The organism is Enterobacter cloacae complex sp. 2024EL-00214, assembly GCF_043945575.1.
In the GTDB taxonomy this organism is placed as follows: domain Bacteria; phylum Pseudomonadota; class Gammaproteobacteria; order Enterobacterales; family Enterobacteriaceae; genus Enterobacter; species Enterobacter cloacae_P.
The window spans coordinates 1-26,892 of sequence record NZ_JBIMRC010000005.1 but is presented as its reverse complement, the minus strand read 5'-3'; the positions used below and the strand labels follow the sequence as shown (position 1 = coordinate 26,892).

General features: G+C 54.0%; 23 protein-coding genes. 6 read left to right on the top strand and 17 right to left on the bottom strand.

The window, feature by feature from the left end; translation table 11 throughout:
* The first annotated feature begins 168 nt into the window (after positions 1–168).
* Positions 169–3,264 carry a multidrug efflux RND transporter permease subunit gene (locus ACHHZ6_RS07205; protein WP_395122037.1) on the top strand — a complete coding sequence of 1,032 codons (3,096 nt, stop codon included), beginning with the start codon at positions 169–171 and terminating at the stop codon, positions 3,262–3,264.
* Between the two features lie 74 nt (positions 3,265–3,338).
* Here ACHHZ6_RS07205 and nth read toward each other — a convergent pair whose 3' ends face one another.
* The 10 genes from nth to blr all read right to left on the bottom strand — a co-directional run bounded on the left by nth (position 3,339) and on the right by blr (position 10,881).
* Positions 3,339–3,974, bottom strand: coding sequence for an endonuclease III (gene nth, locus ACHHZ6_RS07200; RefSeq protein WP_395122036.1), 636 nt, complete (start codon positions 3,972–3,974; stop codon positions 3,339–3,341).
* Complete coding sequence (locus ACHHZ6_RS07195) at positions 3,971–4,657, bottom strand: electron transport complex subunit E (protein WP_182271230.1); 687 nt, start codon at positions 4,655–4,657, stop codon at positions 3,971–3,973. The genes nth and ACHHZ6_RS07195 overlap by 4 nt, the downstream gene beginning before the upstream one ends.
* Positions 4,658–4,659: 2 nt before the next feature.
* A complete protein-coding gene (gene rsxG / locus ACHHZ6_RS07190; RefSeq protein ID WP_182271231.1) occupies positions 4,660–5,280 on the bottom strand; it encodes an electron transport complex subunit RsxG in 621 nt (206 codons plus the stop codon).
* Between the two features lie 10 nt (positions 5,281–5,290).
* Positions 5,291–6,343 (bottom strand): electron transport complex subunit RsxD, encoded by a 1,053-nt coding sequence (rsxD, locus tag ACHHZ6_RS07185; RefSeq protein WP_395122035.1) that lies wholly within the window; start codon positions 6,341–6,343, stop codon positions 5,291–5,293.
* Entirely contained in the window at positions 6,344–8,551 is a 2,208-nt protein-coding gene (gene rsxC, locus ACHHZ6_RS07180; RefSeq protein ID WP_395122034.1) for an electron transport complex subunit RsxC, read from the bottom strand.
* Positions 8,544–9,122 carry an electron transport complex subunit RsxB gene (gene rsxB / locus ACHHZ6_RS07175; RefSeq protein ID WP_182271234.1) on the bottom strand — a complete coding sequence of 193 codons (579 nt, stop codon included), beginning with the start codon at positions 9,120–9,122 and terminating at the stop codon, positions 8,544–8,546. The genes rsxC and rsxB overlap by 8 nt, the downstream gene beginning before the upstream one ends.
* Complete coding sequence (gene rsxA / locus ACHHZ6_RS07170) at positions 9,122–9,703, bottom strand: electron transport complex subunit RsxA (protein ID WP_182271235.1); 582 nt, start codon at positions 9,701–9,703, stop codon at positions 9,122–9,124. The genes rsxB and rsxA overlap by 1 nt, the downstream gene beginning before the upstream one ends.
* 76 nt (positions 9,704–9,779) lie before the next feature.
* Positions 9,780–10,220: a DUF2569 domain-containing protein gene (locus tag ACHHZ6_RS07165; protein WP_395122033.1), complete on the bottom strand. Its 441-nt coding sequence runs from the start codon at positions 10,218–10,220 to the stop codon at positions 9,780–9,782.
* 87 nt (positions 10,221–10,307) lie between these two features.
* Positions 10,308–10,523, bottom strand: coding sequence for a transcription modulator YdgT (gene ydgT, locus ACHHZ6_RS07160; RefSeq protein ID WP_013096896.1), 216 nt, complete (start codon positions 10,521–10,523; stop codon positions 10,308–10,310).
* Between the two features lie 232 nt (positions 10,524–10,755).
* Positions 10,756–10,881, bottom strand: a complete 126-nt coding sequence (gene blr, locus ACHHZ6_RS07155; protein WP_168112406.1) for a division septum protein Blr — start codon at positions 10,879–10,881, stop codon at positions 10,756–10,758.
* Between the two features lie 243 nt (positions 10,882–11,124).
* On the opposite strand from blr, the gene ACHHZ6_RS07150 reads away from it, so the two are divergent.
* The gene (locus tag ACHHZ6_RS07150; RefSeq protein ID WP_182918529.1) at positions 11,125–12,165 is read left to right on the top strand and encodes an oxidoreductase; all 1,041 of its coding nucleotides are present in this window, start codon (positions 11,125–11,127) and stop codon (positions 12,163–12,165) included.
* Between the two features lie 43 nt (positions 12,166–12,208).
* Here the strand turns inward: ACHHZ6_RS07150 and add are convergent, their stop codons facing one another.
* From add to malX, 3 genes are all read right to left on the bottom strand, one after another.
* Positions 12,209–13,210: an adenosine deaminase gene (gene add, locus ACHHZ6_RS07145; protein ID WP_182271238.1), complete on the bottom strand. Its 1,002-nt coding sequence runs from the start codon at positions 13,208–13,210 to the stop codon at positions 12,209–12,211.
* A 96-nt stretch (positions 13,211–13,306) separates the two neighbouring features.
* Complete coding sequence (locus tag ACHHZ6_RS07140) at positions 13,307–14,479, bottom strand: MalY/PatB family protein (RefSeq protein WP_182918527.1); 1,173 nt, start codon at positions 14,477–14,479, stop codon at positions 13,307–13,309.
* A gap of 48 nt (positions 14,480–14,527) precedes the next feature.
* Positions 14,528–16,120 (bottom strand): maltose/glucose-specific PTS transporter subunit IIBC, encoded by a 1,593-nt coding sequence (gene malX / locus ACHHZ6_RS07135; RefSeq protein WP_395122032.1) that lies wholly within the window; start codon positions 16,118–16,120, stop codon positions 14,528–14,530.
* Between the two features lie 178 nt (positions 16,121–16,298).
* On the opposite strand from malX, the gene ACHHZ6_RS07130 reads away from it, so the two are divergent.
* Together ACHHZ6_RS07130 and ACHHZ6_RS07125 are read left to right on the top strand one after the other, a co-directional pair.
* On the top strand, positions 16,299–17,327 hold the full coding sequence (locus ACHHZ6_RS07130; protein ID WP_395122030.1) for a Mal regulon transcriptional regulator MalI: 1,029 nt from the start codon (positions 16,299–16,301) through the stop codon (positions 17,325–17,327).
* Between the two features lie 172 nt (positions 17,328–17,499).
* The gene (locus ACHHZ6_RS07125) at positions 17,500–17,799 is read left to right on the top strand and encodes a DUF1889 family protein (protein WP_182271242.1); all 300 of its coding nucleotides are present in this window, start codon (positions 17,500–17,502) and stop codon (positions 17,797–17,799) included.
* A 70-nt stretch (positions 17,800–17,869) separates the two neighbouring features.
* Here the strand turns inward: ACHHZ6_RS07125 and ACHHZ6_RS07120 are convergent, their stop codons facing one another.
* Together ACHHZ6_RS07120 and manA are read right to left on the bottom strand one after the other, a co-directional pair.
* Positions 17,870–19,402 (bottom strand): YdgA family protein, encoded by a 1,533-nt coding sequence (locus ACHHZ6_RS07120; RefSeq protein WP_196391220.1) that lies wholly within the window; start codon positions 19,400–19,402, stop codon positions 17,870–17,872.
* A gap of 99 nt (positions 19,403–19,501) precedes the next feature.
* Positions 19,502–20,677, bottom strand: coding sequence for a mannose-6-phosphate isomerase (gene manA / locus ACHHZ6_RS07115; RefSeq protein ID WP_196391221.1), 1,176 nt, complete (start codon positions 20,675–20,677; stop codon positions 19,502–19,504).
* 197 nt (positions 20,678–20,874) lie between these two features.
* Between manA and fumA the strand changes: the two genes are divergently transcribed.
* Positions 20,875–22,521 (top strand): class I fumarate hydratase FumA, encoded by a 1,647-nt coding sequence (fumA, locus tag ACHHZ6_RS07110; protein ID WP_395122027.1) that lies wholly within the window; start codon positions 20,875–20,877, stop codon positions 22,519–22,521.
* A gap of 144 nt (positions 22,522–22,665) precedes the next feature.
* Positions 22,666–24,060, top strand: coding sequence for a class II fumarate hydratase (gene fumC / locus ACHHZ6_RS07105; RefSeq protein WP_395122025.1), 1,395 nt, complete (start codon positions 22,666–22,668; stop codon positions 24,058–24,060).
* On the opposite strand, the gene tus is transcribed toward fumC, so the two are convergent.
* Both tus and rstB read right to left on the bottom strand, forming a co-directional pair.
* Positions 24,061–24,990, bottom strand: a complete 930-nt coding sequence (gene tus / locus ACHHZ6_RS07100) for a DNA replication terminus site-binding protein (RefSeq protein ID WP_395122023.1) — start codon at positions 24,988–24,990, stop codon at positions 24,061–24,063.
* Positions 24,991–25,064: 74 nt separating this feature from the next.
* Positions 25,065–26,363 carry a two-component system sensor histidine kinase RstB gene (rstB, locus tag ACHHZ6_RS07095; RefSeq protein ID WP_395122021.1) on the bottom strand — a complete coding sequence of 433 codons (1,299 nt, stop codon included), beginning with the start codon at positions 26,361–26,363 and terminating at the stop codon, positions 25,065–25,067.
* Positions 26,364–26,892 lie beyond the last annotated feature (529 nt).

The following is a 26,892-nucleotide window of genomic DNA, read 5'->3' as shown; positions in this document are numbered from 1 at the left end:
ACACATGCTGAATGTCGCTTTATCTGGATGACATTCCGCAGCTGCTTACAAAAATTTTGCCACTCCGGGATCCCGGTAAACGGGTAACAACCGACGACGATAGACGTTTATCGGGTGGAGCATTCTGACTTACCTGAACGTTATGTTAGCTGACTGGAAGTATATTTAATGCCACAATTTTTTATTGAACGTCCTGTTTTCGCCTGGGTAGTGGCGCTGTTCATCGTTCTGACTGGAATATTGTCTATACCGCGTCTACCCGTCGCTCAGTATCCGGCAGTCGCGCCGCCTGGTATCATTATTTCGGTCAGTTACCCTGGCGTCAGTCCTGACGTCATGAATACATCCGTCGTTTCACTCATCGAACGTGAAATTTCTGGCGTGGATAATTTGCTTTATTTTGAATCCTCCAGCGATACCAGCGGTACCGCTTCTATTACAGTCACGTTCAGGCCTGGCACAGACAGTAAACTTGCTCAGATGGATCTGCAAAACCAGATAAAAATTGTGGAGCCCCGTCTACCTCAGGCAGTTCGTCAAAACGGTATTAACGTTGAGGCGGCAAATTCCGGGTTTCTGATGATGGTGGGGTTAACCTCCAGCACAGGAGAGTACCAGGAAGCAGATTTGAGCGACTATTTTGCCAGAAACGTGAGCGATGAGCTTCGGCGGGTGCCAGGCGTGGGAAAAGTTCAGTTGTTTGGCGGTGAAAAAGCCCTGCGGATATGGCTGGATCCAATGAAACTGCACAGTTTTGGCCTTTCTGTCACCGACGTACTGACTGCCGTTGCCCAGCAAAACATGATCGTTTCACCTGGCAGAACGGGCGATGAGCCTGCAGTACCCGGGCAGGGGGTGACGTATCCGATTACGGTGATGGGGCAGCTCTCCTCTGTGGATGCTTTTCGCAATATCACCATTAAGTCAGAGACGACAGGCGCACGTCTGAAGTTGTCCGATATCGCTCGCGTTGAGTCCGGGCTGCAAAGTTATGCTTTCGGCATCCGCGAGAAGGGGGTACCTGCCACGGCAGCCGCTATCCAGCTTTCGCCTGGCGCAAATGCGATAAGCACGGCATCGGGAATTCGCGAACGGATTAGCGAGCTTTCAGGTGTTCTTCCTGAAGGGATGGCGTTTACGGTTCCCTTTGATACCGCTCCCTTTGTGAAGCTTTCAATTCTGAAAGTCATGCAGACTTTTGCTGAAGCGATGGTGCTGGTCTTCCTTGTGATGCTGCTTTTTCTGCACAAGATACGTTGCACGCTGATCCCGGCTATTGTGGCACCGGTGGCACTTCTGGGGACCTTTACCGTGATGCTATTAAGTGGTTATTCCATCAACATTCTGACGATGTTTGGTATGGTGCTGGCGATTGGCATCATCGTTGATGACGCCATTGTTGTCGTAGAGAACGTCGAACGTCTGATGGAAGAAAAAGGGTTGTCTCCCCGGGATGCAACGCGGGAAGCTATGCATGAGATCACGCCAGCAATCATAGGCATTACGCTCGTACTCACCGCCGTATTTATTCCAATGGGTTTTGCGACCGGTTCCGTCGGCATCATTTACCGGCAATTTTGTATTTCTATGGCCGTGTCTATTTTGTTATCGGCATTTCTGGCGCTAACGCTTACACCTGCGCTGTGTGCCACGTTGCTTAAGCCTCATCCACCTGGCCAGAAGAACAGAGGCAATGCGTTTTCGTTGTGGTTTAACGCACGTTTCCACACGCTCACGTCCTTTTATGAGTCCGGTCTGGGCGGTGTTCTGAAGCGGACCGGGCGCATGATGCTGCTGTATGCTGCATTATGTAGTGCCTTGTTTGTCGGGTTATCCTCGTTACCTTCTTCGTTTCTGCCAGACGAAGATCAAGGCTACTTTATGTCTTCTATCCAGCTGCCTGCAGACGCCACGATGCAGCGTACCCTGAAGGTGGTGAAAACATTTGAAGATGAAATTGCGTCACGGCAGGCAATTGAAAGCAACATCATGATCCTCGGATTTGGGTTTTCAGGTTCAGGGCCGAATTCGGCAATGTCCTTCACCACGCTGAAAGACTGGAAATACCGTAAGGGAGCCACCGCGCAGGATGAAGCCGACCATATCCAGTCCAGAATGGAAGCTGTTCCTGATGCGGTCACAATGAGCCTGCTTCCACCGGCAATTTCCGATATGGGGACCTCATCCGGATTTACCTATTACCTGCAGGACAGAGGGGGGAAGGGGTATCAGGCATTAAAAAATGCAGCGGATGAGCTCGTGCGGCATGCCAACCAGAGTTCACAATTGACGGATGTTTATATTGATGGGCTTCCGGAGGGAACCCGTCTGGCCCTTAATGTGGACAGGGAAAAGGCGGAAGCCATGAGCGTGTCGTTTGAAGAGATTAATCAAACGCTTTCCGTCACAACAGGCTCAAATTACGTCAATGACTACACAAATAATGGCCGGGTTCAGCAGGTTATTGTACAGGCCGATGCACCTTACCGCATGCAGCCTGAGCAGTTACTGAACATCCCGGTAAAAAACCGCTTGGGGCAAATGGTACCCTTGTCGACATTTGTGACCCAATCCTGGGCCGTCGCACCACAGCAGTTAAATCGTTATCAGGGGTATCCTGCTATACGCATCACCGGCAGCGCGGCTCCGGGGGGATCCAGTGGTACTGCGATGGCAGAGATGGAAACGCTGGCAGGGCGTTTACCCGCAGGTTTTGCAGGAGAATGGGCGGGCAGCTCATTACAGGAAAAAGAGTCTGCATCTCAACTCCCGGGGCTCATTGTCCTGTCGATTTTAGTGGTGTTTATGGTTTTGGCGGCACTGTATGAAAGCTGGTCTATTCCGTTTGCGGTTATGCTGGTTGTTCCGCTGGGGCTCCTCGGCGCGGTTCTGGCTGTGACCATTGCGAATATGACGAACGATGTCTTTTTCAAAGTGGGGCTGATAACCCTGATAGGGCTGTCTGCCAAAAATGCGATTCTGATTATAGAGTTTGCGAGGCAGTTACGGGCTCAGGGTCACACGTTGATACAGGCAACTTTAGCTGCGTCGAAGCAACGCTTAAGGCCGATACTCATGACGTCACTTGCTTTTACGCTGGGGGTCGTGCCACTGATGTTCGCCAGCGGAGCAAGCGACAGTACGCAGCACGCAATTGGTACGGGCGTTTTCGGCGGTATGATAAGTGGTACTTTACTCGCCGTTTTCTTTGTGCCCGTTTTCTATGTGGTGATTATGCGTTTCATTGACACGCGGAAAAAGTAGGAAGCCAGACAGAACGTCATGCCCCGACAGCATCATCTGCCGGGGCATTCTGACGTCACTGCCGCCTGCAACCCTTACAATGATTCTTTGCTATCGTATTCGCAGAGATCTTCAATGATACAGGAGCCGCAGTGAGGCTTGCGCGCAATGCAGGTATAACGGCCATGCAGAATCAACCAGTGATGGCAATCGACCTTAAATTCGGCGGGAACCACTTTTAACAGTTTCTCTTCAACCTGTTCTACGTTCTTACCCGGTGCGAAGCGAGTGCGGTTGGATACGCGGAAAATATGGGTGTCAACGGCGATAGTTGGCCAGCCAAACGCAGTGTTCAACACCACGTTAGCTGTTTTACGCCCAACGCCAGGTAACGCCTCCAGCGCAGCACGATCTTCCGGTACTTCACCGCCGTGCTGTTCAAGCAAAATCCGGCAGGTCTTGATGACGTTTTCCGCTTTGCTGTTAAACAGGCCGATGGTTTTGATATACGACTTCACGCCATCTACACCAAGCTCCAGCATCGCCTTTGGCGTGTTGGCTACCGGATAGAGCAGGGCAGTCGCTTTATTGACGCTCACGTCAGTGGCCTGCGCCGAAAGCAACACGGCGATCAATAGCTCAAACGGCGAGTTAAAATTCAGCTCCGTCGTCGGATGTGGGTTCTCGTCCCGCAGACGGGTCAGGATCGCGATGCGTTTTTCTTTATTCATGAGGCCTTCTCGGGTATCCCTTCCTGTACGCTGCGCTCGGCAGCACGGCGTTTACGTTTCTCATCAATCAGATATTTTACCGCCAGCATCATGCCGAGGCCAATAAAAGCGCCCGGCGGTAACATCGCCAGCAGGAATGGTGTATCCGTATGGAACACCTCGATACGCAACGCTTTTGCCCAGCCGCCCAGCAGCGCATCGGCACCGTCAAACAGCGTTCCGTTGCCCAGAATTTCACGCAGAGATCCCAGAACAAACATTGCGCAGGTCGCACCCATGCCGATGGAAAAACCATCCAGGGCTGACATTGCCGGGCTGTTCTTCACCGCAAAGGCTTCAGCGCGTCCGACCACAATACAGTTGGTCACGATAAGCGGAATAAAAATCCCCAGAGACTGGTACAGACCAAAAGCATAGGCGTTAATCAGCATCTGAACGATACTTACCACCGAAGCGATGATCATCACGTAAATCGGAATGCGGATTTCCGACGGTGTCCAGCGGCGCAGCGCGGAGATGGACAGGTTGGTCAGGGTCAGCACCAGCGTTGTCGCCAGCCCCAGGCCAAGCGCGTTGGTGGCGGTGGATGTCACTGCCAGCAGCGGGCACATCCCCAGCAATTGCACCAGTGCGGAGTTGTTTTTCCACAGCCCCTGGACGATAACCTCTTTAACCTGGCTCATGACTACTCCTCACAGGCCGGAAGATTATTAATTTGCGCGGGCAGTGTTTCTGCATACAACCCGGCTCGTTTTACGGCATTGACGACGGCGCGCGGGGTAATGGTTGCGCCCGTGAACTGGTCGAATTCGCCGCCATCTTTCTTCACGGCGAAAGCCGTGTCTGTCTCACCGTGGATCACTTTACCGGCAAAATGCAAAATCCAGTCGCTCAGACGCAGTTCGATTTTATCTCCCAGCCCTGGCGTTTCATGATGTGCCGTCACGCGGGTACCCAGCACGGTACCGGAAAAATCGCTGCCAACGAGCAGTTGAATGGCACCGGAATACCCGTCGGGGGCCGTCGCTTCCATGACCGCGCCCACGGCCTTATCCCCTTTGCGGGCAATAAAGACGCGATGTGTGCCTTTGCCTAACTGCGGTGCCTGCACCACGAAACAGCTTTTCTGCAGGTCATTATCGTAGACGTCAGACGGGATCACCTGATCGAACAACGCTTTTTGCTGCTTCGCTGCCTGTTCATCAATGGTCGTTTTGGTCAGTGCGTTTACCAGCGCCGTCAGCCCTGTCAGGACGGCGGCGAAAATGGCCAGCGTGACGCCATGTTTTTGCATTGTTTTCAGCATAGCGAAACCCTTAACGATGACCATACACACGCGGACGCGTGTAGTAGTCAATGAGCGGAACGGTGATGTTGGCAAGCAGGACGGCGAAGGCAACACCGTCCGGGTAGCCACCAAAGCTACGAATAAGCCACACCAGCAGCCCGGCGAGCGCGCCGAAAATCAGGCGACCGCGATTGGTGGTAGACGCTGTGACCGGGTCGGTCAGGATAAAGAACGCACCCAGCATGGTCGCACCGGAGAGCAGATGCATCTGCGGGCTGGCAAGTGACTCAGGAGAAAACACCCAGCCCAGCGTGGAACAGACTGCCAGCGTCACAAGGAAACTGACCGGAATATGCCAGCGAATCGCTTTTTGTTGCAGCAGGAATACGCCACCCAGCAGATACGCCAGGTTGACCCACTGCCAGCCAGCACCTGCCAGCACACCGCTGTAAATCGCCGATTTCATGATCTGCTCAACGCTGTGCCCGGCATGCAGGGAGGTTTTAAAGGTATCAAGTGGGGTGGCCTGGCTGATACCGTCCACACCCATACGCAGCGTGTTCATATCGGCACCGGATGCCGAATGGCTGGTAAAGATCATCTGCAGGGCATCCATAAAACCTGGCACTGTGGCTGCTATTTCGTGCGGCGGCAACCAGCTGGTCATCTGTACCGGGAAGGAGATCAGCAGAACCACGTAACCGATCATCGCCGGGTTAAACGGGTTATGGCCCAGCCCGCCATAGAGTTGTTTGGCAATGATCACTGCGAACACGGTACCGAGAACCACCATCCACCACGGAGCAAACGGTGGAATACTGATAGCCAGTAGCAGGCCGGTTAACAGCGCGGAGTTGTCGCTCAGAATACGGGAGACATCCATCTTACGCAGCTTCAGCACCAGCGCTTCAGCCGTTAACGCACTGGCGCAACCCAGGACTAACTGGAAAAGGGTTCCCCAGCCGAAAAACCAGAACTGTACGGCGATGCCCGGCAGTGCGGCCAGACAGACCAGCATCATAATCCGGGACGTCTGACGCTGGTTATGGGTGTAGGGGGAACTTGCGATTCTGAAAACCATTTAATCCTCGTTAACTGCTTGCTGTGCGGCTTTCTTCGCCTGAACGCGCGCAATCGCGGCAGCGACGGCGGCTTTGCGTGGATCGTCATTTGCGGTCAGGGGCTGTTCTTCCTGCTGTGCCGCTTTGCGTGCTTTGGCCCGGGCAATCGCTGCTTCAACGGCAGCTTTGCGCGGATCAACCGGCGCGTCTGACTCCGTGGTTTGCTCCAGCTGCGCGGCTTTACGCGCTTTGGCGCGGGCGATAGCCGCTTCCACTGCAGCCTTACGTGGGTCAACCTGTTCAGGCTCAACAACCACGTCCGGCTGTCCGGCTTTACGCGCTTTGGCGCGGGCGATAGCCGCTTCCACTGCAGCCTTACGTGGGTCAACCTGTTCAGGCTCAACAACCACGTCCTGCTGTCCGGCTTTACGCGCTTTGGCGCGGGCGATAGCCGCTTCCACTGCAGCCTTACGTGGGTCAACCTGTTCAGGCTCAACAACCACGTCCTGCTGTCCGGCTTTACGCGCTTTGGCGCGAGCAATAGCCGCTTCAACGGCAGCTTTACGCGGATCGGCGTTCACTTCCGGCTGTACGTCTTGTGCTTTCTCTGCCTGACGTGCGCGTGCTGCGGCCTTACGCGCTTCACGGGCGGCAATGGCTTCGCTGTTATCCGGTTTCTCGCCTGCCGGGATCACCACGGTTTGTGCGGCGGTAGCTTTTTTCTCCCGCACGCGAGCCAGCGCGGCGTTTATCGCATCCTGATCTTTCTCTCCAGGCTGGACGGCTGCCTGCTTATGGCGCTCCTGACGGGCCATTTTCTCGCGTTCGAGTCGTGCCTGACGGGCTTCAAAACGGGCTTTTGCGTCGGCAGCGCGTTTCTCTTCCTGGGAGATGGCATAAATTTCAGCCTTCTCCTGACGGAAATATTGCACCAGCGGGATGTTGCTTGGACACACCCAGGCGCAGGCACCGCATTCTATACAGTCGGCAAGGTTATGTGCTTTGGCTTTATCGTGCAGCTGACCTTTGCTGTACCAGTACAACTGCTGCGGGAGCAGATCCGCCGGGCAGGCGTCGGCGCAGGCGCTACAACGAATACAGCCTTTCTCTTCCTGCTCTTCGCCCATTTCCGTCGGGGAAGGGGCGAGCAGGCAGTTGGTGATCTTCACGACCGGGACATCCAGCCACGGCAGGGTAAAGCCCATCAGAGGGCCCCCCATAATCACCATCTGGTCACTGCCAGGGCAGAACCCGGCCTGATCCAGAAGATGACGCACTGGCGTACCCAGACGCGCCCAGACGTTGCCAGGCCGGGAAACTGACTCCCCGGTCAGCGTCACCACGCGCTCGGTCAGCGGTTCACCGTCAATCACTGCACGCTTCACGGCATAGGCGGTACCGACGTTTTGCATCAGCACGCCAATATCGGAGGAGCGTCCGCCGTGCGGAACCTGTTTACCGGTCAAAATTTGTGTCAGCTGTTTCGCGCCACCTGACGGGTATTTAGTCGGGATAACGCGCAGGCTGATATCATGACAGCCTGCCAGTACTGCGCGCAGCATGGAAATGGCCTGCGGTTTGTTATCTTCAATACCAATCAGCACGTCGCGCGGCTGCAGGATGTGCGCGAGGATACGGATACCTTCCACCACCTGTGCAGCACAGTCCTGCATCAGACGGTCATCGGCGGTGATATATGGCTCGCACTCGGCGGCATTGATGATCAGCGTCTGAATTTTATCGCCGCCGCCGCGCAGTTTGGTGCCCGTCGGGAACCCTGCACCACCCAGACCGGCAACGCCGAACTGATGAATGCGTTCGATAAGTGCTTCACGACTCTGGGTGCGGTAGTCGCTCCAGCCGTCACGGTCTATCCAGCGATCTTCACCGTCGGCTTCAATAACGACGCTCAGTTCAGACAGTGCAGAAGGGTGGGCAACGGTATGGGGCGCAATCGACACGACTTTGCCGGACGTTGGGGCGTGTATCGGCAGCATACGTCCGCGACCAAAGGTCAGCGGCTGGCCGCGAAGGACAATGTCACCTTCTTTTACGCACAGTTCACCTTCCGCGCCGATATGTTGTTTCAGCGGCATGACGTAACGGGTGGCCAGCGGAATTTGACGCAGCGGCGTACCGTTGGACTGGGTTTTCATCTCTGGCGGATGAATACCGCCGTCAAAGTCCCAAATCTTCTCTTTTCTGAACGCAGAAAATAACTTAAGCATGTTGTTCCACAGGAATGATGCGAACCGGAATGGTTTGAAGATCCCACTTCCAGCTTTCGGTAGTCGTTTCGACCGGACGCAATTCTATGCACTGTGTCGGGCAGGGGGCCACGCAGAGATTACAGCCGGTGCACAGATCTGCCACTACGGTATGCATGGCGCGGGTTGCGCCAACAATGGCGTCGACAGGGCAGGCCTGAATACATTTGGTACAACCAATACAGTTTGCTTCGTCGATCACGGCAAGGGCCCGAACCGGCTCCTGTACCTCCGCATCACCATCAACAGGCTGCGGATCAACGTTAAGCAGGGCCGCTATTTTCAGCATCACCGCTTCGCCACCTGGCGCACAGCGGTTGATTTTCTCACCCTGAATACCGACGGCTTCTGCATAGGGGCGACAGCCAGGGTAACCACATTGCCCACACTGGCTTTGCGGCAGGAGCTCATCAATTTTTTCTACAACCGGATCGTCCTCGACCGCAAACCGACGGGAGGCGTAACCCAGAATCAGGCCAAACATCAACCCCAGGACGCTGATGGAGGCGATGGCAATCCAGATAGCATTCATTACAACTTCACCAGCCCACTAAAGCCCATAAAGGCCAAAGACATTAAACCTGCGGTCACCAGTGCAATCGCATTCCCGCGAAAGGGCGCAGGGATGTCCGCAGCCGCCAGGCGTTCACGAATAGAGGCAAACAGCACCATCACCAGCGAGAAACCGACGGCGGCAGAGAAGCCATACAGCGCCGATTGCATGAAGTTATGCCCGAGGTTGATGTTCAGCAGTGCCACGCCAAGTACGGCGCAGTTGGTGGTGATCAGCGGCAAAAAGATGCCCAGCAGGCGATACAGCGCAGGGCTGGTTTTGCGCACCACCATTTCGGTAAATTGCACAACAACCGCGATAACCAGGATAAAAGCCAGCGTGCGGAGATAGGTTAACCCCAGCGGGATGAGGATCCAGGTATCAATCCACCACGCGCAGACAGAGGCCAGCGTCATGACGAAGGTTGTCGCCAGCCCCATGCCCATTGCAGTTTCCAGCTTTTTGGAAACCCCCATAAACGGGCACAGGCCAAGAAACTTCACCAGAACGAAGTTGTTAACCAGCACAGTCCCGACAAAGAGCAGTAAGTAATCGGTCATTATTCAGCCTGAAATAAAAAAGCCGCCCATTATCGGATAAACCACAACAGGCGACAACAGGTTAACTGTAAGGTTATTACGGGTTGACGAAGGTTTTTTTCACCCGCGTCGAACGCTTGAAGTAAGGCACCAGCAGCGCAGCCACCAGCAGCGGGAAGAGCAGCTGACGAACGGCCAGAGCGTCGGAAACCGGTGAAAAAGCAAACGCCTTTACCGCCAGCAGCACCGAAATGAGCAGCCAGATAATGTAGTGTTTCGGTACACTCTTGCGGCGCTTAAAGAACGCAATGGTGAGCCACAGCGTGTAGTACCACATGGCGATCGCGAAAACGAAAGACACAAACCACATCGCAATATTAAGCACGCTTTGCGACATCAGGGTCTGGATTGCATGAGGTGTAATCAGTGCTGTAGTGTAAAGCAACAGCGCAAGTGAGGCGCTTAATAAGGCAACCAGCAGCCATGCCAGTGGGGCGATTAACCAGCCTCCAATTCTTTCTCCAGGCGTTGCGGTCATGAACTCTCCCATAAGTCTGCGCGAAATGTTGTACAGCCAGTTTGCAGGGCGGAGAGTATATAACATTTCGCGCGGATGGCTACTTTCTTATAAAACGTAACGCCATACAGATTTAGGCACTTCACCGACGTTGAACAAACGGCCACCAGAGACAAGCTCCGCACGGCGATGGTCAGCGGCGCGATACATATTAATGATGTCCTGATTATCCGACAGCGTGTAGTTCAGATGGTCAAACAGTTTTTCCAGGCTCTCAAGGGAATTGATCTTGCGAAATTTTAATAAATAGTCCTGAACTGTCATGTTAATAAGTTTCCATATAAAAGTGAGTAATACCATTAAAGGTAATTCGTTCGAATAATAAACGGATTAATAAAGACGTAAACAGCCCACTCAGGTAACGCGACGAAATTAGGAGTTTTCTTTGCTGAAAGATTCAGGCATCGACTGATGCCTGGAAGAGAAGGTTAACCGTGTTCAACACGACTGGCAATAAGTAACTGACATATTATGTCACTCTTTATTGCAGCCCGGGCTACTTCGGTTGCGCGACAGTGACAGGCTCCGGCGGCTGGTAGTTATCGATATGACTGGCAACGCCGAGCAAAATGACCGAAACCCCAAGAACAATCCATCCCGCTAATTCAATGATTCTATTAATAATTGACGTCATGATTCGTGTTTGTAATTTATCCATAAATACAGATTGCAAATGTTACAGTGCTGTTTCTGTCACGGCAAGCGCTTTGGGAACGTTTCCCCTAAGCAAAATCAGAAGGTTACATTAATGTAACAAAAACAACCGGCACAGGATGCTATTCTAAGTCATATAGCACATTATTAATCTGTAGTGACACCAGGATAGCCAGTGTGAAATAAGAACATCACATGAGAGGGCAACACTATGAGTGATAGCATCCGTGTCGGGCTTATTGGTTACGGGTATGCAAGTAAAACATTTCACGCGCCTCTGATTGCCGGAACGCCGGGAATGACGCTGGCGGCGGTTTCAAGCAGCGATGCAACCAAAGTGCATGCAGACTGGCCCACCGTTCCGGTGGTCTCTGAGCCCAAACATCTTTTCAACGATCCAGATATTGATTTAATTGTTATCCCCACCCCGAACGACACGCACTTTCCGCTGGCGAAGGCCGCACTGGAAGCCGCTAAGCATGTGGTTGTCGATAAACCCTTTACCGTGACGTTGTCACAGGCGCGTGAACTGGATGCGCTGGCAAGAAGTTCTGGCAGACTGCTGTCGGTATTCCACAACCGACGCTGGGACAGCGATTTTCTGACGGTAAAAGCGCTCCTCAGCGAGGGGACACTGGGGGAAATTGTTTATTTTGAATCGCATTTTGACCGTTTCCGTCCCCAGGTGCGTAACCGCTGGCGGGAACTGGCGGGGCCGGGTAGCGGTATCTGGTACGATTTAGCCCCGCATCTGCTCGACCAGACCGTGAATCTGTTTGGCCTGCCGGTAAGCATGACGGTTGATCTGGCTCAGCTCAGGCCTGGCGCACAAACGACGGATTACTTTCACGCAATCTTAAGTTACCCGCAGCGCCGTGTCGTGCTTCACGGAACGATGCTGGCCGCCGCAGAATCTGCGCGGTATATCCTCCACGGTACGCGGGGGAGCTACGTGAAGTTTGGTCTGGATCCGCAGGAAGACCGTCTGAAAAACGGGGAGCGTTTACCGCAGGAAGACTGGGGTTACGACATGCGGGATGGCGTAGTGACGCGTGTTGAAGGTGAGGAGGTGGTTGAGGAAACGCTGCTGACTCTGCCGGGTAACTATCCCGCGTTTTATGCCTCTGTCCGTGATGCGCTGAACGGTGTCGGGGAAAACCCGATTCCGGCCAGTCAGGCTATCCAGATTATGGAGCTGATCGAACTGGGGATTGAATCCGCCAAACATCGCGCGACGCTTTGTCTGGCGTAGATCCTTGCAGGCCGGGTACGCGCAGTGCGACCCGGCAATAATGTTACTTCTGAGCGACCTTCTCGCGTAGCGCCTGTTTCTCCGCTGGTGTTAAGAAGGCACTTTCCAGCCCGTTAATTTGTGCCTGACGGATCTGCTCGCGGCTCAGCCCCGCCTGCGGTGCAGCGATGTTGTATTCGTGGATAATATCCACCCCCTGAACGGCCGGATCGTCGGTGTTCAGCGAGGCCAGAACGCCATGCTCCAGGAACGTTTTCAGCGGATGCTGCGCCAGCGTTGGCACCGTGCTGGTCTGGATGTTGGAGGTCAGGCAAGATTCAATGCCAATGCGCTGTTCTGCAAGGAAATCCATCAACGCGCGATCTTCTACTGCCTTCACGCCGTGGCCAATACGCTCGGCACCCAGTTCACGGATCGCCTGCCAGATACTTTCCGGGCCTGCCGCTTCGCCTGCATGAACGGTGATATGCCAGCCAGCATCGCGTGCGCGGTTGAAATGAGAGAGGAACAGATGACCCGGGAAGCCCAGCTCGTCACCGGCCAGATCGACGGCGGTGATCTGGTCACGATGTGCCAGCAGCGCTTCCAGTTCCTGCAGGCAGGCCGCTTCACCGAACGTACGGCTCATAATGCCAATCAGACGCGCCTGTACATCGAAGGCTTTGCACCCTTCGCGCACGCCTTCAATCACGGCTTCCACCACACCTGCAACCGGCAGGTTGTGGTTCATTGCCATATAACCTGGCGAGAAGCGCAGTTCGACATAATGCAGGCCGTTACGGGCAGCATCTTCAATGTTCTCAAAGGCGACACGGCGGCAGGCGTCCAGCGAGGCCAGCATTTTCACGCCCCAGTCGAGCTTGCTCAGAAAACTGACCAGATCCGGTTCATTTGAGGTGACCTGAACGTGAGGGATCAAGGTTTCAAGCGTTTGAGCAGGAAGAGTTAAATTGAACTGGCGGCCAAGATCGAGAATGGTTTGGGCACGAATGTTACCGTCAAGGTGACGATGAATATCAGTTAAAGGAAGGCTTGTATCAATCATGGTCGCACTCTTTTCTGGTTAAAGTGCGTCATATTATAAAAACAAAACGGGGTAAAAATCCATTTGCGCAATGGAATATTCCGTTGCGCAAATGCGTTACAGAAGGGTGTTCACCCCGGAAATAAGCCGCTTCACCCCTTGTTCCAGCTTACTGCGCGGGCAACCCGCATTGAGGCGAATAAAACCGTTACCCTCTTTTCCATAGGTATATCCCGGCATGATGGCGACTTTTTCCTGCTCAATCAGCACTTTTTGCAGCGCCTGCTCATCAATGTTTAACGGGCGTAAATCAATCCACGCAAGATAGGTGGCCTCAGGTGGCTGCCAGTTTAATTTCGGAAAAGCACTGTTCAATTCATGAGCGATATAACGCAAATTCTCTTCCAGGTAAGCCCGCAATGCATCCAGCCACGGCTCACCCTGTTGATAGGCGGCAATATGCGCGGTCAGCGCCAGCACGGAAGGGGAAGAGAGCCCGTCACGGCCTTTTAGCGCACTCAGATAGCCATGACGGCTGTCGTCATCGCCAATAAGGCCGTATGCGCCCGTCAACGCCGGAATATTAAAACTCTTGGAGCCGGAAGTCAGCAGTGCCCATTTGCCACGGGCAACCTCGTTCCACGGGGTATGACGATGCTCTCCCCACACCATGTCCATATGAATTTCATCGCTGATCACCGCCACATCATAACGTGCGCAAAGATCTGCCATGAGGGTCAGTTCATCGCGTGTCCATACCTTGCCCGTCGGGTTTTGTGGGCTGCACAGTAGCAGGATTTTGTTTTCCGGTTTTGCCAGTGCGGCCTCAAGCGCGGCCATATTACCCTGCCAGCCGGTAGCCTGTTTCTCCATCGCAACTGCAACCACATTACGTGCATTACCCTCGATGGCTTTATAAAAAGCATCATACGCCGGGGTATGAACGACGACACCGTCGCCGGGTTTTGACCAGAGACGAATCAGTTCGGACACCATATAGATAACGGAAGGCCCGTAAACGACAGTATCGGTATTGATACGGCTGTTAAAGCGTTGACGGAACCAGTGCGCGACGGCGGCCAGAAACTCATCGTTTTTCCAGCGGCTATAGCCAAACACGCCGTGATTGATTCGCTGGTGCAGCGCGTCGGTAATGCAGGGGGCGGTGGCGAAATCCATATCGGAGATGGTGAAGGGCAGCAGGTCTGCGGCTCCAAAGCGGTCAGCGACATAATCCCACTGGGTACACCAGGTACCGTGACGATCCACCACGGATGAAAAATCAAACATGACTTTAGTCCTTAAAGTAAAACCCCCTCGTGCTGAGGGGGGAAGGTATCAGGCTTCTACTGTACGCATCAGGGTGGTCAGTTCGTCTTTCACTGACTGTACCTGCGGGCCGATGACCACCTGCAAATTATGCTGATTTAACTGTACCACGCCGATGGCCCGGTTGGCTTTCAGGGCATTGGTATCAACTTTGGACATATCTGCCACCGACAAACGCAGACGGGTGATGCAGTTGTCCAGCGAGGTAATGTTATCCGCACCGCCCAGCGCCGCGAGGATAGCAGGGGTGTTATAGCCCGATTTGCCCACCGTACCGGCAACCGCCTGTTCAACGCTGGTGGCGGAGTCGGTATCACGGCCCGGCGTTTTCAGGTTAAAGCGGGTGATGGCGAAGCGGAAGATAGCGTAGTACACCGCGAACCAGATAGCGGCCACCACCGGTACCAGGTACCATTTGGTGGAGAGGCCGTGCAGGATACCGAACACCACGAAGTCAATCACGTTGCCGTCAGTATTACCGATAGTCACACCCAGGACAGCCATCGTGGTAAAGCCCAGACCGGTTAACACGGCGTGGATGAGATACAGCACTGGCGCGACGAACAGGAACAGGAATTCGATCGGTTCCGTTGTGCCGCCCACGACGCAGGCGATCACACCGGAAATCAGCAGACCTTTAATTTTGTGACGGTTTTCCGGGCGGGCGCAGTGGTACATTGCCAGCGCGGCACCCGGCAGACCGCCCAGGAAGGCTGGCATTTTACCCTGAGACAGGAAGCGGGTCGCACTCTCGGAGAAGCCGTGCGTTGTCGGACAGCTGAGCTGAGCCTGGAAGATGGTCAGCGCACCGCTCACATCGTGTCCACACACATCCATCGTTCCGCCTGCTTCGGTAAAGCGAATCAGGGCCACCAGAATATGTTGCAGACCGAATGGCAACAGCAGGCGCTCGCCGGTACCGAAGATCATCGGGCCAAAATCACCGGCACCGTTAATGATGCGACCAATACCGTTGATACCCAGCGCGAAGACCGGCCAAATCAGGGGGATGATCAGACCAAACAGCCCCATTACGACGAGTGTGATGATCGGAACAAAGCGGGTGCCGCCAAAGAATGCCAGCGCATCAGGCAGACGGATGTTGTGGAAACGCTCGTGCAGCATCCAGATGATCACACCTGCGATCACGGCACCGAGGATCCCGGTATCAATGGACTGAATACCAATCACGCTCTGGATGTTGTTGGCTTTCAGGATGGCAGCATCGGTCGTTGGCAGAATGCCTTTCGCGGTCAGCCAGAAGTTGACCGCAAGGTTCATGACCGCGTAACCGACGAAGCCGGCAAATGCGGCCACGCCTTTGTTTTCACGTGCCAGACCCAATGGGATAGCGATACAGAACATGACCGGCAGGAAGCTAAACGCAAAGGAGCCGACTTTACTCATCCAGATAAAAATCGCCTGCAGCACAGGGTTGCCAAGGAATGGGATCAGCGTGATGACATCATTACTGCTCAGCGAACTGCCGATCCCGAGCATGATCCCGCAGAAAGAGAGTAGTGCCACGGGCAGCATAAAGGTTTTACCCAGTTGCTGGAAAAACTCCCACAGCGATATTTTTTGTGCCGCTTTTGCCGTCATAAAACGACTCCTTTATTGTTAAAATCGGTTTATCTGCTTCAATGCTGCGAGAAGATAAAACGTTTTATCAAAGTTTAGTGCGCGCTAAATCACATTCTCAGGCTTTGACTGGTAGTATAAAGATAACGTTTTGATAAAACGTTTTACCGATCTCATTATCAGGGAGTCACGCCACCACATGGCTGTAGCGAAAAAGATAACCATCAACGATGTCGCGCTGGCGGCGGGCGTTTCTGTTAGCACCGTTTCACTGGTGCTGAGCGGGAAAGGGCGCATCTCTCCCGCGACCGGTCAGCGGGTTAACGAGGCCGTTGAGCAACTGGGCTTTGTGCGTAACCGTCAGGCATCGGCACTGCGCGGCGGGCAAAGTGGCGTGATTGGTTTGATCGTCCGTGACCTGACTTCTCCGTTTTACGCAGAACTGACCGCCGGGTTGACGGAAGCGCTTGAAGCGCAGGGGCGAATGGTCTTTTTACTGCACGGTGGGCGTGAGCCCGATCAACTGCTTCAGCGTCTGGATATGCTGCTGACACAGGGCGTTGACGGAGTGATCATCGCCGGGGCGTCGGGTGTGGGGAGCGAATTGTGTGAGCACGCCGCCCAGAAAGGGGTTCCGCTGGTGTTTGCTTCGCGCGCCAGTTATCTGGACGAGGCCGATACGCTGCGTCCGGACAATATGCAGGCCGCACAAATGTTGACCGAGCATCTTATTCGACGCGGTCATCAACGCATTGCCTGGCTTGGGGGTAAAAGCTCGTCCCTTACGCGCGCCGAACGGGTGGGCGGTTACTGCGCAACGTTAATCAAATACGGGCTACCGTTCCACAGCGAATGGGTGGTGGAATGCGAATCCAGCCAGAAAAAAGCGGCAGAAGCGATGAGCACATTATTACGTAGCAGCCCGACGATAAGTGCCGTGATTTGCTATAACGACGTGATTGCGATGGGGGCCTGGTTTGGCTTGATCCGCGCCGGGCGTCAGAGCGGTGAGGGCGGTGTTGAAACGTTCTTCGGCCATCAGGTTGCGCTGGGCGCATTTGCCGATGTTGGTGAAAATGCGCTGGACGATCTGCCAATCGTCTGGGCTATCACGCCTGCACGCGAGATGGGTTACACGCTGGCCGACAGGATCATGCAGCGTATCGAGAAAACAGATGTCCTGGCCGGACACCAGATTGTAGCGGCACGGCTGGTGACGGTGAAATAGCGTCCGGCCAATTGCCCCATTCCGCAGGGCGGTAGAAAAAATCTGTCATTCGTACATAGCTCACATTTGACCAACTAAATATGCACTGAATGGAAAAACCTTTTGATTGCTAAGCAAAATTCAGTCCATATTATAGCCTTGTACATATCATGGATAATTTAAGGATAAGAATATGCCAGCGGTAATTGATAAAGCACTGGATTTTATTAATGGAATGAATACATCATCTTCAGCGCCTCACCCGATGGATGAAAGTACGGCTAAGGGCATTTTCAAGTATCTTAATGAGTTAGGGGCTCCGGCCAGTGCAGCTGATGTTTTTGCCCGGGGCGCTCAGGAAGGCTGGAACCCCGGGTTTACGAAAACATTAGCGGGATGGGCAGAACGAATTGAGTCCGGTGAGCGTGTCATTATTAAAAACCCTGAGTACTTTTCGTCCTATATGAAGGAAGAACTGCGTGCACTGGTGTGAACGCAGGGGGTTGGATTCGTATTAATTACCACCCGGCAATAAAAAACCCCTCAAAGAGGGGTTTTTCAGATTACTGCTGTGGTGCAACCGGTTCTGCAGGTGCATCCGGTGCAGCCTGATCCGGGACATCCAGAGCTGGCATACCAAACATCCCGACAAACTCATCCAGCGGCATTTTATCGCCGTTGAGCGTCACCTGGCCGTTGGCATACTGCAGGCTGGCTGAAATGGTGTTGTTTTCCAGCTTCGTGATGCGGAACATCTGGCCCATTGCCGCCAGGCCTTTCACCTGTTGGTTTGCCAGCTTACCGGCATCTTCATCACCGTAACCTTCAAGCTTCGCGACCTGAGTCATCAGCTCGGTCGCCATGTCCATCGGGATGGTCAGCTTGCTGTCGAGAGACTTCACGGTGCGATCCACTTCCTCCGCCAGCGTCTGCGGTTCACCGGTTGCGGTTGCCGGGTCTTTCAGGAGCAGAGACAGGTTAAAGTTGGTTTCGCCTTTGCTGTTTTTCCAGCTCAGAGGAGCGACGGTGATCGTCGGTTCACCTTTCAGCAGGATTGGCAGATTGTTGAACAACACCGCGATCACCTGTTGCTGATAAACCTCCGGGTTTTGCTGCAGGGCGGTATCAGTCAGCAACGCCTGGCTCTCTTTGCTGTATTTCTGACTAAACTCATGCCACGCCTGGCCGTCGATATTGCCGATTTTCAGCGACAACTTGCCGGTACCCAGATCCTGGTTCTGTACTTTCAGGCTTTTCAGGGTGTAGTCGAGCTGAGTATTGATACTCTTACCGTCTTTAGAAACGTCGGATTTACCGTCCAGATCCATCCCTTCCAGGACAGCCAGCTCTTTGCCTTCAACTGCGATAGCGATCTTATCGACAGAGATTTTCTGGTCGCCTATGCGCTCTTTAAAATCAGTCATCCGGCTGTTGCCGTCGGCTTTCAGGCTATTGAAGGTGAGTTGAACCTTTTGATCGTATTCGTTGACGGCATTAACCTGACCACTTTGCGCCTCACCTGTCAGTGAGAACACATTTCCATCGCGGTCAGCACCCACATTGAAGTTACCGCCGCTGAAGGTGACCTTCTCGTTACCGTTTTCATAGTTCAGCGCTTTCAGGGCAATATCAGAACTGGTGTCACCGGAATAGCTGATGCGGGTATTAATATCGAAAGGAGATTCATTTTTTGCCAGGTCGAACAACGGCTTCGTTAAATCGTTATTCACCAGTACGGTATGAACCGACGCCATCGACGGGATCAGGTTCAAGGATTTTAACTGTGCCAGCGGGAACGGGCCGTGGCTTACCGTTTCATCCAGCACGACGCTTTGGCCAGGCTTCAGCCAGGCATTTGCGTTACCGGCAACGGGCTTCACAACGACCTGCATATGGCTGCTAAACACGCCACGCTGATAATTCTGATAGCTTAGCTCGACACCTGACTCCGGCGCGCTACGCTTAATTTCGCCGTTAGCCTGCACCACCATCTCTGCCAGGCGGGTTTCCAGTTGTTTACCGGTAAACCAGGAGGCTCCCGACCAGACCACACCTAAAGCAACAATCACTCCAACCGCTACGACCGATTTTTTCATTGCGACTATCCCTAAAATGAAACCAGGCGGTAGAGACCGCCTGGTGATATAAAGTCTGCAACTAGCTTAGCAAGAGTTGTTAAGAAATTCAGTAAGTGCTTATAGCTTATTGAAAACACGCGCCAGACGGCCAGTGCCACTAATGCCGATCGGAGATTCATTTGCCGCAACAAATGCCGACTCGCCCGGTTTCAGCACCAGGCGTTGTTCTCCCTTATGCAATACCGCTTCGCCCTCCACGCAGAACAGAATAGCAGCGCTCTCCTGAGCAACCGGCGTTTCTGTTGCGCTCAGATCGTGCAGCGAGAAGGCAAAATCATCCACCGGGATCGGGAAGTCCAGCTCTGTACCATTTTTGACCGGCTGGGTCAGCAGCTCAGCAGCAGGTTTTGCCACGAACTTGACGTTAGCCACCAGTTCAGGGATGTCGATGTATTTTGGCGTCAGACCCGCGCGCAGGACGTTATCAGAGTTAGCCATCACCTCCAGCGCCACACCCTGCAGGTAGGCGTGCGGAGTCTCGGCAAACAGGAACATTGCTTCGCCCGGGTTCAGCTTCACCACGTTCAGCAGCAGCGGGGAGAACAGGCCGCTGTCGTCCGGGTAGAACTCAGAAATGACGCGAATGGTATCCCACGGCTCACCCTGTTGGCTGTTGAGGGCTGCTTTCAGCACTGCCAGCGCGTGAGTTTTTTCCTCACCCTGCATGTTAAGCAGGCTGGCGAACAGTTGGCCCAGACTTTCTGCATTCGGGTTTTCGAGGAAGTGCGAAATAGCGCTGTTGGCACCTGAAACCGGCTGCAGCAGAGTGATAATCTCTGAGAATTCGCGGAACGCGTTCATCGCCAGGAAGGGGGTGAGGGCGAAGACCAGTTCCGGTTTATGGTTCGGATCTTTGTAGTTTCGCTCGGCGGCGTCTAACGGGATACCCGCTGCGTTCTCTTTCGCAAAACCCATTTCAGACGCTTTTTTGTTTGGATGTACCTGGATGGAGAGCGGCTGGTCGGCGCACAGCACTTTAAACAGGAACGGCAGTTCGCCAAAACGGCTGGCAACCTTGCTGCCCAGGAGTGTAGCTTTGTCAGCATCAATCACGTCACGCAGACTTTGTACCTGGCCGTTTGCGTCCTCAATTTTTGAGCTGCTCTTCGGGTGTGCGCCCATCCACAGCTCTGCCATCGGCAGATTGCCTGGATTCGCGATCCCGTAGAGATCCGTTAACGCAGTTTTACTTCCCCAGGCGTAGTTTTGCACTGAGTTGATGAGTTTTTGCATTATCAAGCCCTGATTCAAATGTGAAATAAACTTCGGGTATTAAAGCAATAAACCGCACGGAAGTAACCTGCGCATGTAAAAAGTCGTACTAGTCTCAGTTTTTGTTAAAAAATTGTGTAGGATAAGCTAACTCGCTTTTAAGCGGGCAGCGGAACATCTGCCCAAATAATCAGACTGAAGCAGTAAGTGAGAGAACAATGTCGACCAAACCCTTTTATTATCAGGATCCTTTCCCCCTCAGTAAGGATCATACCGAGTATTACCTGTTAACCCGCGATCACGTTTCTGTTTCTGAGTTCGAAGGACAGGAGATCCTCAAAGTGGATCCGCAAGCGCTGACGTTACTGGCGCAGCACGCTTTCCACGATGCCTCGTTTATGCTCCGCCCCGCACACCAGCAGCAGGTTGCTGATATCCTGAGTGACCCGCAGGCCAGCGAAAACGACAAGTACGTGGCCCTGCAGTTCCTGCGTAACTCCGATATCGCGGCAAAAGGCATTCTGCCAACCTGCCAGGACACCGGCACGGCGATCATCGTCGGTAAAAAAGGTCAGCGCGTCTGGACGGGCGGCGGCGATGAAGCGGCGCTGGCGCACGGTGTTTACAACACCTACACCGAAGACAACCTGCGCTACTCTCAGAACGCGGCGCTGGACATGTACAAAGAGGTCAACACCGGCACCAACCTGCCAGCGCAGATTGATCTCTACAGCGTTGACGGTGACGAATACAAATTCCTCTGCATCGCCAAAGGTGGCGGTTCAGCTAACAAAACTTACCTCTACCAGGAAACCAAAGCGCTGCTCACGCCGGGCAAGCTGAAGAACTATCTGGTTGAGAAAATGCGCACCCTCGGCACTGCGGCGTGCCCGCCGTACCATATCGCGTTTGTGATTGGCGGTACGTCAGCAGAAAGCACCCTGAAAACGGTGAAGCTGGCCTCGACCAAATATTACGACGGCCTGCCAACGGAAGGGAACGAGCACGGTCAGGCGTTCCGCGATGTTCAGCTCGAACAGGAACTGTTACAGGAAGCGCAGAATCTGGGGCTTGGCGCGCAGTTTGGCGGTAAATACTTCGCCCACGATATCCGCGTTGTTCGTCTGCCGCGCCACGGCGCATCCTGTCCGGTAGGGATGGGCGTCTCTTGCTCAGCGGATCGTAACATCAAGGCGAAGATCAACCGCGAAGGCGTCTGGATCGAAAAACTGGAGAACAACCCGGGCAAGTATATTCCTGAAGCACTGCGTAAAGCGGGTGAGGGCGAAGCAGTGCGCGTCGACCTGAACCGTCCGATGAGTGACATTCTGGCGCAGCTTTCTCAGTATCCGGTTTCGACACGACTCTCCCTGAACGGGACGATTATCGTGGGGCGCGACATTGCGCATGCGAAGCTGAAAGAGCGTCTGGATAACGGTGAAGGTCTGCCGCAGTACATTAAAGATCACCCAATCTATTATGCAGGCCCGGCGAAAACCCCGGAAGGTTATGCCTCTGGTTCGTTAGGCCCAACCACTGCAGGTCGTATGGACTCTTACGTTGACCAGCTTCAGGCCAACGGCGGCAGCATGATCATGCTCGCGAAAGGTAACCGTAGCCAGCAGGTCACGGATGCGTGCCATAAGCATGGCGGCTTCTATCTGGGCAGCATCGGCGGCCCGGCAGCGGTGCTGGCACAGGGCAGTATCAAGAGCCTGGAGTGCGTGGAATACCCGGAACTGGGTATGGAAGCTATCTGGAAAATTGAAGTGGAAGACTTCCCGGCGTTTATCCTGGTGGATGACAAAGGCAATGACTTCTTCAAACAGATCCAGTCTTCGCAGTGTTCGGCGTGCGTGAAGTAGTTTGACAAATACCGGGTGGTGCTAACGCCACCCGGTACATTAAAGAGCGCACAAAGCGCCATACAGTAATTCAAAAGCCATCAATACTTATCTCTTAAGCATGTGAGCAATGTTCCCAACTTCATTGTTATCAAGGAGAAAGTAATGACAACGATACGCCGTGAGAAAGACTCAATGGGCGCAATCGACGTCCCGGCTGACAAGCTATGGGGCGCGCAAACCCAGCGTTCGCTGGAGCATTTCCGTATTTCGACTGAGAAAATGCCCGTCTCGTTGATTCAGGCGCTGGCGCTGACCAAACGCGCTGCAGCCAAAGTGAATCAGGATTTAGGCCTGCTGTCGGCAGACAAAGCCACCGCCATCATCGATGCCGCCGACGAAGTGCTGGCAGGCAAACACGGCGACGAATTCCCCCTTGCCATCTGGCAGACCGGCTCTGGTACTCAGAGCAACATGAACATGAACGAAGTGCTGGCGAACCGGGCAAGCGAACTGCTGGGCGGTGTGCGCGGTATGGAGCGCAAGGTTCACCCGAACGATGACGTCAACAAGAGCCAAAGTTCTAACGATGTGTTCCCGACGGCGATGCACGTGGCAGCGGTGATTGCTATCCGTGAACAGCTGATCCCGCAACTGAACGTGCTTAAGACCACGCTTAACGAGAAAGCGCTGACCTTTCGCGATATCGTTAAAATCGGCCGCACGCACCTGCAGGATGCCACCCCTCTGACGCTCGGCCAGGAGATTTCCGGCTGGGTTGCCATGCTCGAACACAACCTGAAGCACATTGATTACAGCCTGCCACATCTGGCGGAACTGGCTCTGGGCGGTACGGCAGTGGGTACCGGGTTAAACACCCATCCGGAGTACGCCGTGCGCGTTGCCGCAGAGCTGGCAAAAATCACCGGGCAGCCGTTTGTCACCGCGCCGAATAAATTCGAAGCGCTGGCGACCTGTGATGCGCTGGTTCATACCCACGGTGCGTTAAAAGGGCTGGCAGCCTCGCTGATGAAAATTGCTAACGACGTGCGCTGGCTGGCCTCTGGCCCGCGCTGCGGTATTGGCGAAATCAGCATTCCGGAAAATGAACCGGGTAGCTCCATCATGCCCGGGAAAGTGAACCCGACCCAGTGTGAAGCCATGACCATGCTCTGCTGTCAGGTGATGGGCAACGATGTGGCCGTCAATATGGGCGGGGCATCCGGTAACTTTGAGTTGAATGTCTACCGCCCAATGGTGATCCACAACGTGCTGCAGTCAGTACGCTTGCTGGCGGACGGAATGGAGAGCTTCAATGAGCACTGTGCGGTGGGTATCGAGCCGAATCGCGAGCGCATCAGTCAGTTGCTCAACGAATCCCTGATGCTGGTGACGGCGCTCAATACCCATATCGGTTACGACAAAGCCGCCGAGATTGCCAAAAAAGCGCACAAAGAGGGGCTTACGCTAAAAGCGTCTGCGCTGGCGCTGGGCTACCTGACAGACGCCGAATTTGATGCCTGGGTACGCCCGGAAGCAATGGTCGGAAGCCTGACGTAATCACTCTGCAACATACAGGTGCAGCCGGGGAATAATCAGCTGCAGCGGCTGCGCCTGAGGTTTATAGCGATGCTGGACGTTTTCAGCATCGTAATTCAACAGTTCACCAATGTCCGGTACCACCGCCCCCCGGTCGTCATCATAAAGCGCAATTAACGGCGTCGGGCAGGCATACTGCACCTGCTTTTGCTGCCCGGAATACCAGACGCGGGCGATAGGCTGCACCTTCACCGGACGCTTTATCTTGAGACGCGTTTTCGCCGGTAACGAGGCGATGCTGTGATACTCCTGCTCCAGACGCTCAATCCACTGCTCACGCGACCACGGAGCCACCGTTCGTGGGGCTTTCAGGCTTTTTTCCAGTTGTGCCAGGATCTCATCGCGGGTGAAGTTTTTAATGATGTGCTTGTTCGCCCAGCCAAAACGGAGCGTGGCAGGGTGGTGCAGTACCGTCAGGGTGCGATAGGCATTGAGGGTGATTAAGCCCGGAAGCTGGCGGTGTACCCATTCAAAACGGGCGGCTGGGGCGAGGCCTGACTCTTCGGTGACAATCTTTTCAAACGTCGCTTTTAGCGTGTTGATATGCGCAATGTGGGCTTCCAGCGCTTCGCGCGTTGCAACGTCGGTTTGCAGGCAGATAACACCAGGCAAGCGCACGGCTGCCTTGCTGCTGCGGTTTTCTGACTGCTGCTGGATAAACAGGTGACGATAGTGTTGCATCGCCAGTTCCATCGCCGCGTTGCCGATATGCTGCTTCACCGCAATGGTTTCCAGCGGATCGTGCTCAGCGCCTTTTACCACATCGGGCAGGGTAAAGACGCGTGCGGCTAACAGACGACAGGTCTGCAAACGCTCTGTCAGGGTGAGCAGGTTGTGTTCTGTTTCCCGGAAAGTGGTGTTCAGCCTTTCGATGAGATCGTACGTTGCCATGTTAGCCTCTCATTAGTTACAACATACTTACGGTATAACACAGCACGCCGGGTTCGACCAGCGTGCGGTTAAGGTCAGGCAGGAACGGGAAGGGTAATGTTATGGTACACCGGCCAGCTAAAACAGAAGCGCGCACCGCCGAGTTCGCTTGCTTCACAGTGAACCGTGCCGCCCATCGCCTGAGCGATTGAGTAGACGATTGCCAGCCCCAGGCCACATCCTCCCGTCGCGCGATCGCGGCTGGGATCAAGGCGTACAAACGGCTCGAAAATAGTTTCACGTTCTTCCGGAGCGATACCGGGGCCGTCATCATCAACCGTCAGGCTGGCCTGATTCCCCTGCAAATCCAGCCCAATATGCAGCGTGCTTTCGCTATAGCGCATGGCGTTGTTCATCAGGTTATCCAGCACGCGCTCCATCAGACGCATATCCAGCGCGCCATAATCGCCAGGCGTGATCGTCGTCATCAGCGCGCGTTGCGGGTTCACGCTTTGTACATCATCAATATGGGTTTGCAGCCAGATGGGCAAATCCGGTGTGCTGAGATTCAGCTCGTTTTGCGGCCGATCGAGGCGGGCATAGGTCAGCAGTTCTTCAATCAGTGCTTCAAGCTGGCCGATATCGCGGTTCAGCGCCTGAGACTCTGCCTCAGTCAGGTTCTCGCTCATCTCCAGGCGGTAGCGCAGGCGTACCAGCGGGGTGCGTAGCTCGTGGGCAATGCCGTCGATCAGTTGCTTCTTACTGGCAATCAACGCATTAATGTTATCGGCCATCTGGTTAAAGGCCACCCCAAGCCGGTCAAAGCTGGAACCGCTGTCGAAGTGAATGCGTTCGGTAAGATGCCCCTCACCGAAACGCTGTGCAGCCGATTCCAGTTTCAGCATGTCCTGCCAGTGCGGTCTCATCCAGATAAAGACCGGGAAAGCCAGCGAAATGGCAATAAATGCCATCAACGCCATGTCCAGCAGGCGCATCTGGTGCAGATAATAAAGATAGGGCACCGGCCCCACGGCCAGCACGTAGTGGCTGCGCGGAATGCGCTGGATGAAGGTATATTTCTCGTCCAGCGCCACAATGTCGCCGTCACTCAGACGCTGCATGGCTCGCGGCGCTAAATCGAAATCCTTCATCGGCTCAATGCGCAAATCAAAGGACAGATTGAGATCCAGTTCTTTTAAGGTTTTGGCCCATTCGTGCGGCGGAATTTCACGTAGTTCGCTTCGCATCAGGTAAAGCGAACTTTTCATCAAATCATCCAGCGACTGTCTGCCCGCTCGTTCGGCGGTGAATTTATAGACCAGCCCAACCAGCATCGTCATCACCAGGAAGCAGACAAACAGCAAAAGATAAAACTGGATAAACAGCTTTTTCATTAAAAACCACCGAACAATCAATTTGTTAACTACATGGCTCTTACCTTAAGGGGCACGATGGTGGATTGACATCTCCACCAGCGCGCAGGCTCAGGAACGAGACCTGATCGCCATCCAGGGCATTATCCAGGCTGAGTATACGTGAAAACTACCCCGGCGTTTCCATGTCGCTATGAAAACAGGGTTTACTCCGGGTGACAACATTCAGCACGCGGGCGTATGACATAAATCGCGCAGGAAGAAAGAAGCGAATGAATATTTTACACGTTATCTGGAGAGGTAAATGAGTGATCACGAAGATATGACCATGAGGAGTGACGCAGTTGAGTATTCCGGGGGCATAGCACGGTGATTTGCAATCAATGAACGTTTTAGTGATGCCGTGCAGCATGACATCACTTCAGCTAAGGAAGGTGCGAACAAGTTCCTGATATGAGATCATCATATTCATCCGGAGCGCATCCCAGAGGGACATCATGAGCCATCAACTCACCTTCGCCGATAGTGAATTCAGCACTAAGCGCCGTCA

Bases quoted from the DNA above. Each gene is read 5' to 3' on its own strand.
- ACHHZ6_RS07205 (WP_395122037.1), top strand. From the start codon at position 169: ATGCCACAATTTTTTATTGAACGTCCTGTTTTCGCCTGGGTAGTGGCG.
- nth (WP_395122036.1), bottom strand. From the start codon at position 3,974: ATGAATAAAGAAAAACGCATCGCGATCCTGACCCGTCTGCGGGACGAG.
- ACHHZ6_RS07195 (WP_182271230.1), bottom strand. From the start codon at position 4,657: ATGAGCCAGGTTAAAGAGGTTATCGTCCAGGGGCTGTGGAAAAACAAC.
- rsxG (WP_182271231.1), bottom strand. From the start codon at position 5,280: ATGCTGAAAACAATGCAAAAACATGGCGTCACGCTGGCCATTTTCGCC.
- rsxD (WP_395122035.1), bottom strand. From the start codon at position 6,343: ATGGTTTTCAGAATCGCAAGTTCCCCCTACACCCATAACCAGCGTCAG.
- rsxC (WP_395122034.1), bottom strand. From the start codon at position 8,551: ATGCTTAAGTTATTTTCTGCGTTCAGAAAAGAGAAGATTTGGGACTTT.
- rsxB (WP_182271234.1), bottom strand. From the start codon at position 9,122: ATGAATGCTATCTGGATTGCCATCGCCTCCATCAGCGTCCTGGGGTTG.
- rsxA (WP_182271235.1), bottom strand. From the start codon at position 9,703: ATGACCGATTACTTACTGCTCTTTGTCGGGACTGTGCTGGTTAACAAC.
- ACHHZ6_RS07165 (WP_395122033.1), bottom strand. From the start codon at position 10,220: ATGACCGCAACGCCTGGAGAAAGAATTGGAGGCTGGTTAATCGCCCCA.
- ydgT (WP_013096896.1), bottom strand. From the start codon at position 10,523: ATGACAGTTCAGGACTATTTATTAAAATTTCGCAAGATCAATTCCCTT.
- ACHHZ6_RS07150 (WP_182918529.1), top strand. From the start codon at position 11,125: ATGAGTGATAGCATCCGTGTCGGGCTTATTGGTTACGGGTATGCAAGT.
- add (WP_182271238.1), bottom strand. From the start codon at position 13,210: ATGATTGATACAAGCCTTCCTTTAACTGATATTCATCGTCACCTTGAC.
- ACHHZ6_RS07140 (WP_182918527.1), bottom strand. From the start codon at position 14,479: ATGTTTGATTTTTCATCCGTGGTGGATCGTCACGGTACCTGGTGTACC.
- malX (WP_395122032.1), bottom strand. From the start codon at position 16,120: ATGACGGCAAAAGCGGCACAAAAAATATCGCTGTGGGAGTTTTTCCAG.
- ACHHZ6_RS07130 (WP_395122030.1), top strand. From the start codon at position 16,299: ATGGCTGTAGCGAAAAAGATAACCATCAACGATGTCGCGCTGGCGGCG.
- ACHHZ6_RS07125 (WP_182271242.1), top strand. From the start codon at position 17,500: ATGCCAGCGGTAATTGATAAAGCACTGGATTTTATTAATGGAATGAAT.
- ACHHZ6_RS07120 (WP_196391220.1), bottom strand. From the start codon at position 19,402: ATGAAAAAATCGGTCGTAGCGGTTGGAGTGATTGTTGCTTTAGGTGTG.
- manA (WP_196391221.1), bottom strand. From the start codon at position 20,677: ATGCAAAAACTCATCAACTCAGTGCAAAACTACGCCTGGGGAAGTAAA.
- fumA (WP_395122027.1), top strand. From the start codon at position 20,875: ATGTCGACCAAACCCTTTTATTATCAGGATCCTTTCCCCCTCAGTAAG.
- fumC (WP_395122025.1), top strand. From the start codon at position 22,666: ATGACAACGATACGCCGTGAGAAAGACTCAATGGGCGCAATCGACGTC.
- tus (WP_395122023.1), bottom strand. From the start codon at position 24,990: ATGGCAACGTACGATCTCATCGAAAGGCTGAACACCACTTTCCGGGAA.
- rstB (WP_395122021.1), bottom strand. From the start codon at position 26,363: ATGAAAAAGCTGTTTATCCAGTTTTATCTTTTGCTGTTTGTCTGCTTC.